The organism is Neobacillus niacini, assembly GCF_023715785.1.
GTDB classification, from domain to species: Bacteria; Bacillota; Bacilli; order Bacillales; family Cytobacillaceae; genus Neobacillus; species Neobacillus niacini_E.
The window spans coordinates 143,019-157,566 of record NZ_JAMBOX010000003.1 but is presented as its reverse complement, the minus strand read 5'-3'; the positions used below and the strand labels follow the sequence as shown (position 1 = coordinate 157,566).

The 14,548-nt window shown below is 42.4% G+C and carries 13 protein-coding genes and 1 riboswitch; of the genes, 8 read left to right on the top strand and 5 right to left on the bottom strand.

What is annotated here, in order from left to right; all coding sequences use genetic code 11:
• Positions 1 to 128: 128 nt before the first annotated feature.
• Positions 129 to 230: riboswitch (purine riboswitch) on the top strand.
• An 85-nt stretch (positions 231 to 315) separates the two neighbouring features.
• On the top strand, positions 316 to 1,611 hold the full coding sequence (locus M3234_RS08370; RefSeq protein ID WP_262304290.1) for an NCS2 family permease: 1,296 nt from the start codon (positions 316 to 318) through the stop codon (positions 1,609 to 1,611).
• Positions 1,612 to 1,651: 40 nt separating this feature from the next.
• Here the strand turns inward: M3234_RS08370 and M3234_RS08365 are convergent, their stop codons facing one another.
• Positions 1,652 to 2,287 (bottom strand): pentapeptide repeat-containing protein, encoded by a 636-nt coding sequence (locus tag M3234_RS08365; RefSeq protein WP_262304289.1) that lies wholly within the window; start codon positions 2,285 to 2,287, stop codon positions 1,652 to 1,654.
• 286 nt (positions 2,288 to 2,573) lie between these two features.
• Between M3234_RS08365 and M3234_RS08360 the strand changes: the two genes are divergently transcribed.
• Together M3234_RS08360 and yidA are read left to right on the top strand one after the other, a co-directional pair.
• A complete protein-coding gene (locus M3234_RS08360) occupies positions 2,574 to 3,590 on the top strand; it encodes a pirin family protein (protein ID WP_262304288.1) in 1,017 nt (338 codons plus the stop codon).
• Between the two features lie 78 nt (positions 3,591 to 3,668).
• Positions 3,669 to 4,481, top strand: coding sequence for a sugar-phosphatase (yidA, locus tag M3234_RS08355; protein ID WP_262304287.1), 813 nt, complete (start codon positions 3,669 to 3,671; stop codon positions 4,479 to 4,481).
• A gap of 97 nt (positions 4,482 to 4,578) precedes the next feature.
• Here yidA and M3234_RS08350 read toward each other — a convergent pair whose 3' ends face one another.
• From M3234_RS08350 to M3234_RS08340, 3 genes are all read right to left on the bottom strand, one after another.
• The gene (locus M3234_RS08350) at positions 4,579 to 5,964 is read right to left on the bottom strand and encodes an MATE family efflux transporter (RefSeq protein WP_262304286.1); all 1,386 of its coding nucleotides are present in this window, start codon (positions 5,962 to 5,964) and stop codon (positions 4,579 to 4,581) included.
• 180 nt (positions 5,965 to 6,144) lie between these two features.
• Complete coding sequence (locus M3234_RS08345) at positions 6,145 to 7,407, bottom strand: dicarboxylate/amino acid:cation symporter (protein WP_262304285.1); 1,263 nt, start codon at positions 7,405 to 7,407, stop codon at positions 6,145 to 6,147.
• Between the two features lie 129 nt (positions 7,408 to 7,536).
• Complete coding sequence (locus M3234_RS08340) at positions 7,537 to 8,598, bottom strand: DctP family TRAP transporter solute-binding subunit (protein ID WP_262304284.1); 1,062 nt, start codon at positions 8,596 to 8,598, stop codon at positions 7,537 to 7,539.
• 78 nt (positions 8,599 to 8,676) lie between these two features.
• Between M3234_RS08340 and M3234_RS08335 the strand changes: the two genes are divergently transcribed.
• The 4 genes from M3234_RS08335 to M3234_RS08320 are packed head-to-tail and all read left to right on the top strand — an operon-like array spanning position 8,677 to position 13,203.
• Complete coding sequence (locus tag M3234_RS08335; RefSeq protein ID WP_262304283.1) at positions 8,677 to 10,248, top strand: ATP-binding protein; 1,572 nt, start codon at positions 8,677 to 8,679, stop codon at positions 10,246 to 10,248.
• A gap of 17 nt (positions 10,249 to 10,265) precedes the next feature.
• On the top strand, positions 10,266 to 10,952 hold the full coding sequence (locus M3234_RS08330) for a response regulator (RefSeq protein WP_262304282.1): 687 nt from the start codon (positions 10,266 to 10,268) through the stop codon (positions 10,950 to 10,952).
• 23 nt (positions 10,953 to 10,975) lie between these two features.
• Complete coding sequence (locus tag M3234_RS08325) at positions 10,976 to 11,536, top strand: HD domain-containing protein (protein ID WP_262304281.1); 561 nt, start codon at positions 10,976 to 10,978, stop codon at positions 11,534 to 11,536.
• Positions 11,537 to 11,547: 11 nt separating this feature from the next.
• Positions 11,548 to 13,203, top strand: a complete 1,656-nt coding sequence (locus M3234_RS08320; protein ID WP_262304280.1) for an SWIM zinc finger family protein — start codon at positions 11,548 to 11,550, stop codon at positions 13,201 to 13,203.
• Positions 13,204 to 13,498: 295 nt separating this feature from the next.
• Here the strand turns inward: M3234_RS08320 and M3234_RS08315 are convergent, their stop codons facing one another.
• Positions 13,499 to 14,053 carry a GNAT family N-acetyltransferase gene (locus M3234_RS08315; protein WP_262304279.1) on the bottom strand — a complete coding sequence of 185 codons (555 nt, stop codon included), beginning with the start codon at positions 14,051 to 14,053 and terminating at the stop codon, positions 13,499 to 13,501.
• 168 nt (positions 14,054 to 14,221) lie between these two features.
• Here M3234_RS08315 and M3234_RS08310 point away from each other — a divergent pair, with 168 nt between their 5' ends.
• Positions 14,222 to 14,545, top strand: coding sequence for a DMT family transporter (locus M3234_RS08310; RefSeq protein ID WP_262304278.1), 324 nt, complete (start codon positions 14,222 to 14,224; stop codon positions 14,543 to 14,545).
• Positions 14,546 to 14,548: the final 3 nt, after the last annotated feature.

Here is a 14,548-nt window from a genome sequence, read left to right as displayed (position 1 = left end):
TTAATATGTGTACTCATGGCAGGTAATTCCCTCTTTTTGGAAAATGCCTGAAAAATAGCAAAAAACTTAATAGAATGAAATTATCTTATCTTATTGACTCGAAATCATAACCCTGTTACTATTCGTATATTATTTTAAAAAAATTTCCTTGTATAAGTTCAAGAATATGGCTTGAACGTCTCTACCGGGCTGCCGTAAATAGCCTGTCTACGAGGGACAATGGGTTCTATGTTTATAAACTAATTTTGTCCTTTGCAGAACATCCTCCGGCGGCCCGTGCTGGAGGATTTTTTAAATAGATTCGGAGGACACATAATGAAAAACTACTTTCAATTTTCCGAACGGGGCACTAGCTTTAAAAAAGAAAGTGCCGCGGGGCTTACCACATTTCTATCGATGGCGTATATCCTGGTTGTCAATCCTGTCATCCTGAGCCAAACCGGGATGGATAAGGGAGCGCTGTTTACAGCGACTGCACTGTCGGCGATTATCGGCTCTCTGTTAATTGGATTGATTGCCAATTATCCAATTGGCATCGCGCCGAGTATGGGAATTAATGCTTTTTTTACCTTTACTGTTTGTATCGGAATGAATATTCCATGGGAAACAGCGTTGGCCGGCGTCTTCATTGCAAGCGTTTTGTTCCTGATTCTAAGCTTGTTTAAAATCCGCGAAAAGATAATTAATATCATTCCCAAGGATTTAAAGCATGCAATTGCCGGAGGGATTGGCTTTTTCGTCGCTTTTATGGGCTTGAAAAATGCCGGTATTGTCACTGGGAACGAAGCGACATTTGTTGCAATTGGGAACCTTAAATCCGGTCCAACCATTCTTGCCATCACAGGCTTTATCATTACAGTTTTTCTATTGAACAGAGGAGTAAAGGCAGGTATTTTTTATGGAATGGTGCTTTCAACCGTTCTTGGCATCATCTTTGGCGTAATTAATCCGCCACATTCCATCATCGGTAAAATCCCAAGTCTTGAGCCATCTTTTGGGGTCGTGTTCAGCCAACTTGATGATATTTTTACGCCAAAAGTGCTTGCCGTTATTTTTACCTTTTTGTTTGTGGCCTTTTTTGATACGGCCGGAGCGTTAATTGCGATTGCAAGCCAGGCAGGGCTAATGAAGAACAATGAGATTCCTAATGCCGGGAAAGCCCTTCTGGCAGACTCAATGTCAGGTATTGTCGGCTCCGTTTTGGGCACATCGACAACAGCGTCATTCGTTGAGTCCAGTGCGGGGATTGCCATAGGCGGAAGAACCGGCTTCACCTCGGTTGTGATTGCAGCCTGCTTTACCGTTTCTTTATTTTTCTCACCTATTCTATCCATTGTTACTCCTGAAGTAACCGCCCCGGCACTGATCATCGTCGGAGCGATGATGGCGACAGAAATCAGCAAGATTGATTGGAGCAATTTTGCCATTGTCATTCCGTGTTTTGTAACGCTGATTACGATGCCGTTAACCTTCAGTGTTGCAACCGGGATTGCCCTTGGCTTCATTCTCTACCCGATTGCAATGATGGCTACCAAGAAAACGCAGGAAGTCCATCCGATTATGTTTGTTCTCTGTGCGATATTTATCGGATACTTTGTTTATGTGATATAAAAAAGCCGGGGAAGGTTCAGACAACCGTCCCCGTTTTTCATTAGTCCTTAATAATTAACCCCATTAAAGCCGCAAATTGAATCGCCTGGTAGGAGGAGACTTTACACCCCTTTAAATCGTCGATGGAAACGGTCATATGATCGAATGTTGAAGTGCTGATATCAATCCCTTTCAACGAGGTTCCTTCAAAGTTTGCCCTGTCGAGGTTACATGTTTGAAATTCTACGCTTTTAAGCTTGCATTCGAAAAAGTCGGTATTTTTTAAGGAAGCATCTTGGAATAAGACCTTTTCAAGTTTCGATTCCCCAAAAGCCGTCAAGTTCAATACTGAATGCTCAAACTGCACATTCCCTAACCGGGAGTCGGTAAAATCCGTGCCTACCAGTTTACTATTATTAAAAATGACCCTGTGGATGGAAGATTTGCTTAAATTGGCATTCGATAAATCGCAGTTTTCAAAACAAACATCGGTAATGTCTATATTTTGAAAATCGGTATGATTGAACCGACAGTTCTTTATTACCATGTTTGACAGCCTGGCCCGGCTGACTGCCTCATGTTCAAAAACACTGTCCGTAACCGTGCACATTTCGAGTTCTGCATCCCCGTCGTTTAAAATATCCATGAAATCCCTAGTTGATAATTCTTTCGAAATTTTAGGTGAATCGATTTTCATACAATGGCCTCTTTCTAACACGAATTAGCTACAGTATAAAACAAAAAACACCCCAAGGAAATTTTGTTCGGGTGTTTAAAAAAAATTATCTTTCGAATTTGTAATGCTGATAGCCCTTTTGGGTCACACACAATGTTGCTGTCACCCCAAAATTAGCTTCCACCCCTTTCATTTGATAAAATCAATACGATTGTACTCTTTGCACTTAGCAAAAGGTGTGATGGAGATAACGGGGCCATGTGATTAGATGTGAACATTTTTTGAACATATGAAAGGGGCGAAAATAATGCCTGAAGAAAAGATTCTTAAAAAACAAAAGCTGGGATTTCAGTGGGAAACGGAAGACCCGTTCCTTTTCTCCGTTCATCACAAAGACGCCTATCCGTCCGGTAATGAAGAGCAGGGGCCAAGTACCTCACTGGAGGGTAGAAATCTTGGCGAAGACTTTATAGTAAAAGATGGTTTTAGGATGTATCATGGAAAAACGGTTCCGGGATTTCCAGCACATCCGCATAAAGGGTTTGAAACTGTAACGATTGTTCTTGAAGGATTAGTGGACCATTTTGATTCGACCGGGGCAAAAGGGCGCTATGGAAATGGGGACGTGCAATGGCTGACAACCGGAAAGGGCTGCCTCCATACCGAAATGTTTCCGCTCGTACATAAGGACAAGGACAATCCGCTTGAGCTTTTTCAGATATGGCTAAATCTTGCGTCCAAGGATAAAAGTGCTGACCCAGAATATAAGATGCTGTGGGCTGAAGATATTCCTGTCATCGAATCTGCGGATGCCAGTGGGAGAAAAACGGTCGTCAGGTTGATTTCTGGGAAGCTGCTTGGAACAAACAGTTTGGAGCCAACCAATGCCTCATGGGCCAAAGATCCGAATCATCATGTGGGGATTTCTCTTCTTCATATGGAGCCAGGGGCTGTGTTCGTGCTCCCGGCTGTGTCTGGAACAATGAATAGAAATTTATATTTTTACGAAGGCGAGACCATTGGGATAGAAGGGACAACGATACAGGCTTATCACCGAGTTAAGCTTGCAGGTGATCAGGACATCGAAATCACTAATGGCGGAAGGGCTGCCTATCTTTTGCTTCTTGAAGGTGAGCCGATTGGGGAACCAGTGGCACAATACGGACCATTCGTGATGACCTCCCAACAGGAATTGCAGGAAGCCTTCAGCGAATATCGCAGAACCCAATTCGGCGGCTGGCCATGGGGGCGCCTAGACCCAGTTAACGAGCGCGACGCCGGAAGATTCGCCCAACATGGCAATGGGAAAATCGAAAAGAAATAAGCAGAGGACGGTTCCTAGCACCAGTTATGATATAGGGGACTGTCATATTCAGGACAACATTAGTAGAAGGTGAAAAATTTGTATAAATTAGTAGCAATCGATGTAGATGGCACATTGTTTAATGACCGAAGGGAAATTACCCAGGAGGTAAATGAAGCAATCCAAGCGGCAAAGGCCAAAGGTGTGAACGTGGTTATTTGTACCGGCAGGCCGATCGGCGGTGTCCGTCCAATTTTGGAAGAATTGAAATTAGCCGATAAAGATGAATACGTGATTACATATAATGGTGCACTGGTGCAAGGTACGAATTCGGGGGAGGTTGTTTCCGAGACTTCCTTGACGGTTTCCGATTTAAAAGAGCTGTACCAGTTAAGCCTGCAACTTGGCTCACCGATGCACTTTTTTGATACAGAACGAATCTACACGCCGAACAAAGACATTAGCCAGTATACTGTCTATGAATCTTTTGCGAACAAAGTACCGCTCTCATTTAGGGCGATAGAGGAAATTCCGGAAGACATGCTGATTCCGAAAGTGATGTTTATTGACGAACCGGAACGGTTAGCCGAAATCATGGCGGCCATCCCGGCTTCTTACCGTGAAAAATATACAATGGTGCAGAGCGCGCCTTTCTTTTTGGAAATCCTTCATCCAAGCGTCAACAAAGGAAATGCTGTAAAACAGCTAGCGGAAAAACTGGGAATGAAACGGGAAGAGGTTGTCTGCATCGGTGACGGTGAAAATGATCTGGAAATGGTGAAATACGCGGGCTGCGGTGTCGCAATGGGAAATGCCACAGCCAGCGTCAAAGAAGTTGCCGAGTTTCAGACGATGTCCAATAATGAAAACGGGGTCGCTTATGCGATTGAAAAATTGATCTTAAACCCATAAAGCAACGGAAAAAGACTTGGTTAAGAGCCAAGTCTTTTTTATCTGCACTTTTATGATGATATCTAGAAATGATCGGAAATATCCACAATTGCCACTCTCAACCAACATTCTCCACCGACACCCTAGTATTTCTCGCAAGAATCTTCCTAAATTGAGTGAAAAACAACGTTACGGTAACGACAACGGCAAGGAGGTCCGAAACCGGCTCTGCAAGGAAGACAGCAAACGTCTTATCGGAAAAGAACTGCGGCAGAATGTAAATCAATGGAATCAACAGGATTATTTTCCGCAGCAGCGCCAAAAACAGGGAGGTTTTTGCCTGGCCGAGGGCGATAAAAGTTTGCTGACAAGCAAGCTGTGCCCCCATCACAAATACCAATCCCATATAAATTCTTGTCGCCCATACGGTTGTTTCCACAAGTTCGGGATCACTGCTAAATATAGAAACAAACAGTGATGGGAAAATCATCAGCAGCAGCCAGAACACGACCGAATAGCCCATGGAAATGACAAATAGAAAGTTAAATGCTTTTTTCACACGTTCATTATTCTTTGCCCCGTAATTATAACTGATAATGGGTTGTGCCCCTTGGGTTAATCCTAAAATTGGCATAATTAAAACCTGCATGATACTCGCCAGAATGGTCATGGCCCCGACACCCAAATCGCCGCCATAATTTTTCAAAGAAGAATTAAAGGCGATATTCAGCAGGCTTTCCGTACTTTGCATAATAAAAGGCGACACCCCTAGCAGCAGGACGGGAACGATTACCGCTTTTTGTATTCTCATATACTTCTTCTGGATTCTCAGCTTTGTTCCACCGGCGAACAAGAAGCGTAATACCCATGCGGCGGAAATCGCTTGGGCAATGATATTGGCCAATGCAGCGCCTTGAACTCCCATTCCAAATATAAAAATAAAAATTGGCGCAAGAATGGTACTGATTATAGCGCCAATCATAACAGCAGCCATACTTGTTTTGGCAAAGCCTTGTGTCGATATGAATGGGGTCAGCCCCAAGACGATTTGGACAAAAATAGTGCCGCAAACATAGGTATTTAAAAAGGTTTTTGCATAGGGGAGGGTTTCCGGACCTGCCCCGAACAGCAACAACAATTCTTCGCCAAATGTTAAGAAAAATGCCGTTAAGACAATCGAAATTCCTAATAATGCAACAAAACAGTTTCCCAAAATTTGTTCTGCTTCATCAAATCTGCCTTTGCCCATTTTAATGGCTGCAAGCGGGGCACCTCCGAGTCCAATTAATGAACTAAAGGCGGCAATCATCATAATAATCGGAAAAGCAATTCCCACCCCCGTTAAGGCTGCTGAACCGATATCCGGAATATGCCCAATGTAAATACGGTCTACCACACTATAAAGCATGTTAACAAATTGGGCGGCAATAGCAGGCAGGGCCAAATTAACGAGAAGCCTCCCAACGCTTTCTGTTTCTAATCTATTGACAGTTGCAGTACTCATGATGTATAAACTTCCTTCCTAAATACATTTGACAATAATTAAATTCTATCATATATTGTCGCCTAATTAGGTGAAGGGCCAGACTTTTTAAGACCGGTCTTTTTTACCTCATTGGAGTGGCCAAGTAATAAAGGAAAAATAAAATCAGGGCCAGCTCAAAATGAGCCGGCCCTTTTCATGTTAAGAAGCGATTGAAGATTCTGTTTTCGCTGCTGCTATATTATTAGGGTGAAATTCTTTTTCCGTTTTTGAAATAACAACCGTTGCGACACCATTTCCAATCAAGTTTGTGATCGCGCGGGCTTCTGACATGAAACGGTCGACGCCAAGGATGAGTGCCATGCCCTCAACTGGTATCATTGGGAAGGCTGCCAAAGTGGCCGCCAAAGTAATGAAACCTGAACCTGTTACACCAGCTGCTCCTTTAGAGGTGAGCATTAACACGGCAAGCAAGGTCAAAAGCTGGATAACCGTCAAATGAACGCCGTAAGCTTGGGCGATGAACACTGCGGCCATAGAAAGATAAATGGAGGTTCCATCTAGATTAAATGAATAACCTGTTGGAACCACAAGGCCGACAACTGACTTGGAACAGCCATATTTCTCAAGCTTCTCCATCATTTTAGGCAGCGCAGACTCAGAAGAGGACGTTCCTAAAACTAATAGAATTTCATCTTTAATATATTTAAGGAAGCTAAAGATATTGAAGTTATAAAATTTTGCAATCGCCCCTAGAACCAATACGATAAACAGGAACATCGTAATATAAACAGAACCCATCAATTTCCCCAGTGAAACCAGCGATCCGATTCCAAAATTGCCAATCGTATAGGCCATCGCTCCGAATGCCGCAATCGGCGAAATCTTCATGATCATATTAACAATCGAGAAGAAAATTTCCGAGACTTTTTCAAAAAATGAAATCACGGGTGCGGCCTTTTCCCCAAGAGATGCAGCGGCAACTCCGAATAGGACAGCAAAGAACAGAACAGGAAGCAGTTCTCCACCGGAAAGCGCGGCAAGTGCATTATCCGGTACAATCCCTAGGATAAAGTCCATGATGCCGTGGCTTGTTTCCGCAGCCGCCTTCGTATACTGGGACACGTCAGCTCCTTCGGCCCCTTTGGTGTTAAAGCCATGGCCCGGCTTAATCAGCGAAACCACAAGAATCCCAATGGCCAAGGCAAATGTCGTAACAATTTCAAAGTAAAGAAGCGCCTTGCCGCCGATTCGGCCAACCTTCTTTAAATCACCCATATTGCCAATTCCAATGACAATGGTAAAGAAGATGATCGGTGCTATCACCATTTTAATGAGTTTAATAAAAATATCCGCTAGAACCTTTAGCTTTGCGCCGAATTCCGGAAACAAAAATCCCACGGTGATCCCTAGAATAATACCGATAATAACTTGAACCGTTAAATTACGAAAATTGATTTTCATTACATTCCCTCCCTTTGTTTGACAACGCTTTCAAATCCCCTATCTTTATATTAATTGATAATTTAGAATTATTATATTTTTGGTGATAATGTTCTTTTTGGTCTTTTTGGTCGAAAAAAAAGAAGACACTTACCGTGTCTCCATTTGCTCCATTCGCTGCTTAACAAATGCCTTCATTTCATCGTCTTTAACCATATCTAGAAACTTATGATATACAGGCTTTAATGCTTTAAACCATTTTTTCTGTTCCTGCTCTGACAAGTAGTCAATATCAATCGACGATTGCTGCTCAATCAAACCAAGCTGTTCCCGATTCACCCGAAGCGATTCGGAGACCATCCATGAGGTCGTCTCGGCCATTGCCTCGTTAATGTCTCGCTGAACTTGTTCCGGCAGGCTGTCCCAAAACTCTTTGTTCATTAAAACGGCATATCCTAAAAAGCCATGATTGCTCACGGTCATATATTTTTGCATCCCATAAATTCGCCGGGAGTAGATGTTCGAAATCGTATTTTCCTGACCGTCAAATGCCTCTTCCTGAAGCGAGGTATACAATTGGTCAAATGGAACTTCAATCGGCTTTGCGCCTAATGCCTTGAACTGTTCGGCAATAATCGGACTCGGCATAATGCGGAACCGCTGCCCGGAAAAATCCTCGGGATTTCGAAGCGGATTTAAGTTGCTCGACATTTGCTTAAATCCATTGCTCCATAACGCAAGCCCCTTGATGCCCTTATTCTCATTTAAAGTCAAAAACTTTTTCCCAAGCTCACTGGAAAGGGTATCTTTAATGTCCTGATCATTTTCAAACAGAAATGGCAAATCAAAGAGTGCCCATTCCGGCGAAAGCTTTGTCAGTTTTGATAGGGAAGGGGCTAGCATTTGCACATCATTATCGATTAAAGCCTCAAGCTCATCGTCATCTGTATAAAGCGACCCATTCGGGATAACCTCCACGATGACCAAGCCATCGGTTTTCTCCTCCACCAAATCAGCAAATCTTTGTGCGGCGAGACCTTTCGGCGTATTTTCGGCAACGACGTGGCTAAACTTAATGACGATTTGTTGTGATAATCCGTCCTGTTCATCATCGTAAGGGATCTCGTTGCCGGTAAAAAAATTCGAAGGGAAAAAGAAGATGCCGACAATTAAGGTCATGACAAGCAAGCTGGCTCCAAGCAAATACTTCATCCGAAATTCCTCCCTGTTCTCACTTTAATTTTATCATGATAAAATTATTTTAGTAGTATTGAAGAAAGGAATCCTGCTATGAACCGTCTGACCATGAAAACAAAGATTACCGCGTTAATATTTTTTATTGTAGGATTCTCCCTGTTGCTAGCCGGAATCATTATCATTAGTAATTTCATAGATTCGCAGGAAGAGGAATTAAAGAAACGAGCTCTGCTGACTGCCCAGACCATCGCTGAGGATGCTGAAATTAAGTCCAATATTACGGGAACGGCAGAGGAGAAAGACAAAATCCGCAGCCGGGTGGAAAAACTGCGAATCATCCATCACGCCGAATATATTGTTGTCATGGATATGAACCATATTCGTTTATCACACCCTATTTCCAGCTTGGTTGGAAAAGAGTCGGCTGGAAACGATGAGGCTCAGGCGTTTGCTGAACTAACCTATACCTCGAAGGCAAAAGGTGAGGTAGGAACGGTGATTCGCGCCTTTGTTCCGATTATGAATGCCGAGCACCAACAGGTTGGTGTCGTCCTGGCCGGCTATTTGCTGCCGACTTTTTTCGAAATGATTTGGGACATGCGGTTCCAAATCATCGTCGCTGGGGCAATATCGTTATTTTTTGGCGGCTGGGGAGCCTGGCTTTTGGCTTCAAAAATGAAAAAACAGATGTTCAATTTGGAGCCTCATGAAATTGCCCAATTGGTGCAGGAGCGGACGGAAACCTTCAACGCTATGCACGAAGGCATTATCGCGATTGACAAAGAGCAGCGGATTACCGTTTTTAACGATAAGGCCAAAACGATGATGGGGGTATCGGGTGATGTCATCGGCCGGCAGATTAGCGATGTGGTGCCTGACACCAGGCTTCCGGAAATCCTTGATCTGAAACGGCCTGTCTTTAACAAAGAGTTGACCGTAAGAAATTCAAATATCCTTAGCAATCGGATCCCGATTAAAGTAAATGAGGAAATCATCGGGGCAGTCGCGATTTTCCAAGACCGGACCGAAGCAAAAAAGCTGGCGGAAGAGTTAACGGGCGTCAAGGCGTTTGTCAGTGCCCTGAGAGTGCAAAATCACGAGTACATGAACAAGCTTCATACGATTGCCGGATTGCTGCAGCTCGGAAATCCGAAGAAAGCGCTGGAATATGTGTTTCAAACCACCGAAGAGCAAGAGGAATTAACGCAATTCTTGTCGAAAAGTATCAGGAGTGAAAGCTTGTCGGGCTTGCTGTTAAGCAAAGTCAGCCGCGCCAAGGAGTTGGGGATTCATTTACAGATTGACCGCAACAGCCGGCTGCATTCATTTCCGGAGCCGCTCGATGAACACGATTTTGTCATCATCATCGGAAATTTAATCGAAAACGCTTTCGATTCTTTTAAGAATAAAGAAATCGAGAAGAAAAATATTTATGTCAGCCTTGAGCAGGAAGAGGGGATTTTATCTATATTGGTTGAGGACAATGGGTGTGGAATCCCGGAAAACATCCTGCCGCATATTTTTACAAAGGGTTATTCAACAAAGGGCAGTGTAGATCATGGCATTGGGCTATTTTTAATAAAAGAAATAGTGGAAAAAGCGAATGGCACGATTCAGGTAGAATCGGACTTAGGAAAAGGCACTACCTTTATTGTGACGATTTAGTGGAGGGGGCTTTCGTCATGGCTAGTGAGTTGATTACAGTGCTGTTAATTGAGGACGACCCGATGGTCCAAGAAATAAACCGGCAGTTTGTCGAGAGGGTAGAGGGCTTTAAGGTTATCGGCTGTGCTGCAAACGGGAAGGAAGGCATTGAGCTGATAAAAAAAGAAAAGCCTGACCTTGCGTTTGTCGACATTTATATGCCAAATCAGGACGGGCTGACGACGATTAAACAAATCCGCTCTGAAGAGTTGGGGACCGATGTGATAGCGGTGACAGCGGCAAGTGATATGGAAACCGTCCGCGGGGTGCTACAGCTTGGTGCCGTCGATTATATTATGAAGCCATTTAAATTTGACCGGATTCAGCAGGCGCTGACAAATTATAGAACGTACCATCAAAGCTTTTTAAAAAGAGATTCCATTTCCCAGCAGGAGTTGGATGGCCTGTTGTTTCATCAGGGCCGGCAGGATAAAGGGGAACTGCCAAAGGGACTAAATGCACTTACTTTAGATAAAGTCATTGATTTTTTGAAAAATCAGGACGAGGCCACTTCGGCAGAAGCTGTTGCGGAAGGAATCGGCATCGCCCGGGTGACCGCCAGACGGTACCTAGAATATTTGGAGCAGAGCGGAAAAGTGGAAATTGTCATTGAATATGGCGGAGTTGGCCGGCCGGTGAATCAGTATAAAATCATTAATAGCTAGGTTAATTCAGGAGGCCTGTTCTTATGGAAGACATCAGGAATATCATTACTTTTATAAAAGAGCTAGAACGTTTAAAAATCAATACAAGGACTGCGTGGACCAGTACCGGAAGGCGGGAAAGCATCGCCGAACACTCCTGGCGTCTAAGTTTGTTTACCATAGTGCTGGAGGAATTTTTTCCCGAAATCGATTTTAATAAAGTCCTTAGGATGGATTTAATCCATGACTTGGGGGAAGCTTATGAAGGTGATTTCTCCGCAAATCTGGCCGTACAGCCACAGGAAAAACGAAAGCGGGAAGAGGAAGCGATTGAGCGTTTAATCGCACCGCTTTCGGTGAAAATGCAGCAGCAATTTCAAGCATTATGGCAAGAATATAATCAAGCAGAAACCAAAGAAGCGAAACTGGTCAAAGCACTTGATAAAATCGAGACCATCATCCAGCATAACCAAGGTGAAAATCCGTCCGATTTTGATTATGAATTTAACCTCGAATACGGAAAGAAATATTCCGATTTTGACCCTATCATTCGGGCGATTAGGGAATTGGTTGACCGGGAGACTTTGGGAAAAATACATAGGTGAGGACCAGGAAGATGAATATAAATGATTTTCAATACTACATAAATAAAACCATTCTAGACAGAGGCTACAATTATTACATGGTAGGTAATATTATAGATGTCAATGAACAGGGAAAAAACTATTTTATTTTTATCGTTGAGGGAAGTGAAGATTATGAGGTTGTCGTGAAACTCGACGATAACGGTGAGGTCTTGTATTCGGCTTGTGCATGCCCTTATGATTTCGGCCCGGTCTGCAAACACGAGGCAGCAGCTTATTTTAAACTGGCTGAAAGGTTGAAGAATCCTAATAATGACCAATCTTTCAAGCGTCCGAACTTGCATGAAATCTTAATCAATCTTTCAAAGGATGAATTGGTGAATATTATTGAAGATTTGACTTTTAACGATCCGGCTCTAAAAAATAGCTTGATTGTCCGATATGCAAAAGTCGACTACCCGCATGAACTTCAAAATTGCAAAAAGCTCATCGATTCTATCGTCCGGAAATATACTAGAGAAGGGTACATTAGGTACAATAAAACGTCTGCATTTGTAAGTGAAATGGAAGAAGTATTAGAAAAGGTCAGGAATACAGAAAATATAGTTTTAGCCGTTGATATTGCTTTATTATTGTTAGAGGAAGCAATCAAGGCATTTCAATATGCCGATGACTCTGACGGAGATATTGGCAGTTTGGTTACAGATTCAATTAAAACAATTGAAGAGGCAGTTACTGATCGGACTGGTTGGGACATACAAGAAAGTAAAATGGTCTTTGTAAAACTATTAGATTGTGTTGACAGTGGAATTTTTTCAGGATGGGAAGAGTTTAGAAATGATTTACTCGGGATCTGTGTTGAATTTGCGGATGATCAAGAACTTAGAGATAAGTTTAAAACAAAAATAAATTCCCTTATGGATTTGGAAGCTAGTGATAGCTATCAACGATATAACAATGAATCACTGTTGCAAATATTATTTAGTCTAATTGAAAAATACGGTGAGCCGGAAGAAGCGGAACAATTTATCAAAGACCATCTCCAATTTAAGTCGTTCCGGGAGCGATTAATTGAAATATATCGGCAGGAGGGGGATTTTCAAAAAGTTATTGAAGTGGCGGAAGAAGGAGAAAAGCAAGATAAACAGTATCCAGGTTTAGTGACTAGCTGGAAAAAGTTCCGCTATGAGGCTTATAAAGAATTGTCACGAAAAGAAGAACAGGAAAAATTGGCGAAGGAACTTTTGCTTGTAGGGGATTTCGACTATTATGTGGAACTGAGAGAATTGGCCGATGGCAATCAAACAGAATTCTATACTAACATAAAACAAGAGCTAAAAAACGGGAATGGCTGGTCGGCCAAGAGGATGTATCTCGAGTTGATTGACAAGGAAAATGATATAGATGAAATGATGGATTTTGTTCGGAACAACCCTTCTAATATTGAGTCTTACGCAGAGAGGCTAGTGGATCGATTCCGGGATGAAGTTATTGAAATATACAAGGAACATATCAAAGTGGAGGGAAAGCACTCCTCCAATCGCCGGGCATATCAAAATATTTGCAAGAAACTTAAGAAGTATAAAGCGATTGCAGGCAAAGAAAATCAAGCTGATTTGGTCAAAGAACTAATGCATTTATACAAAAAAAGACCTGCCTTTTTAGATGAGCTGGGGAAGATTAGATAAGGTCGATAATGGGGACGGAGTGAAAGATGCTGCAGGATTTCCCGGGCAGCCACATCCAAAAGAGGTTCATATTACCCGTGGAGCCGGAAAAAATCGTGATCATGGTAAAAAAGAAATGTCATATTGCCCGTGGAGTTAGAAATATCGCGGCGGTGGTAAAAAAGAGGCGTTTATATTGCCATATCTACAAAATTTACGAAGATATCTACATTTTTTCAAATATATCCACAAAGTCCACAACTTTGTAACAAAAAACGGCTCAGTTCAATGCAAACTGAGCCGTTCTGCATCCAGCCTATTTATTATTCATCCACTTTTCCCGTGTCAACTTCATATTAAAGGCATCAATCCATTCGCCCTCATACTCTAGATCATTTTTATCGACACTATCAACGACAAATCCCATTTTTTCATAGACTTTTATCGCTCTAGGGTTAAATGCATACACACCTAAAGTAAGTTGATTCAAATCAGTATTCTCAAATACATAATCGACGATCAGTTGTGTTGCTTCCGACCCCAGCCCCCGATTTCTCCCCCTGGGGCCAATGAGGATTCTAAAATTCATGCTATGGTTGACTTGGTCATATTCGTTGACCACCGCTTCCCCAACCAAGTTATTAAGGGATTTATCCACGATTGCAAGGTCTAACCGATTAGTTTGTTCATTTCTCGTATTATACCAATTCATGATTTTTTCTCTATCAAAATCCGCGGAGCCGCCCGTAAATTTTAAAACCTCGGGATCCTGCAAACATTCCACCAAATAGGGGAAATCCTCCATAACATTAAAACGCCTCAAAATAACTTTTTCCCCCACAAGTGTCGGCTTAAAATTTAAATCTATCACTTGTCTCACTCCATTATTAGTATTTACTAGCATAATTTTACAGTAAGATTACCATTTTGGGCAAAAAGCCCGACTAAAAAGTTGTCAATATAAAAATAATTAGTCACCGCAATCCATATAGTTTCCTGTACAATAAATAGGAGTCTTTTTGCAAATGGAGGGCTAGTGATGAATGCTTATGGACTTTTGCTGTTGGCTATCTTAAGTGAGGTGTTCGGCAGCTCTATGCTTAAAGCCACTAACGGCTTTAAAAAACTTCTGCCCTCTCTCGGAGTGGTCATCGGATACGGAGTAGCTTTCTATGCGTTATCTTTAGCATTAAAAACGGTGCCGCTTGGGATGGCATATGCGATTTGGGCAGGTTTAGGCACTGCTCTCACGGCTTTGGTGGGCATAACTTTTTATAAAGAAAAATTTAACCGTAAAAAATTCATTGGGATCGCCCTAATTATTTTTGGGGTTATACTATTAAACTTTGGCAGGGTGCATTAGGAG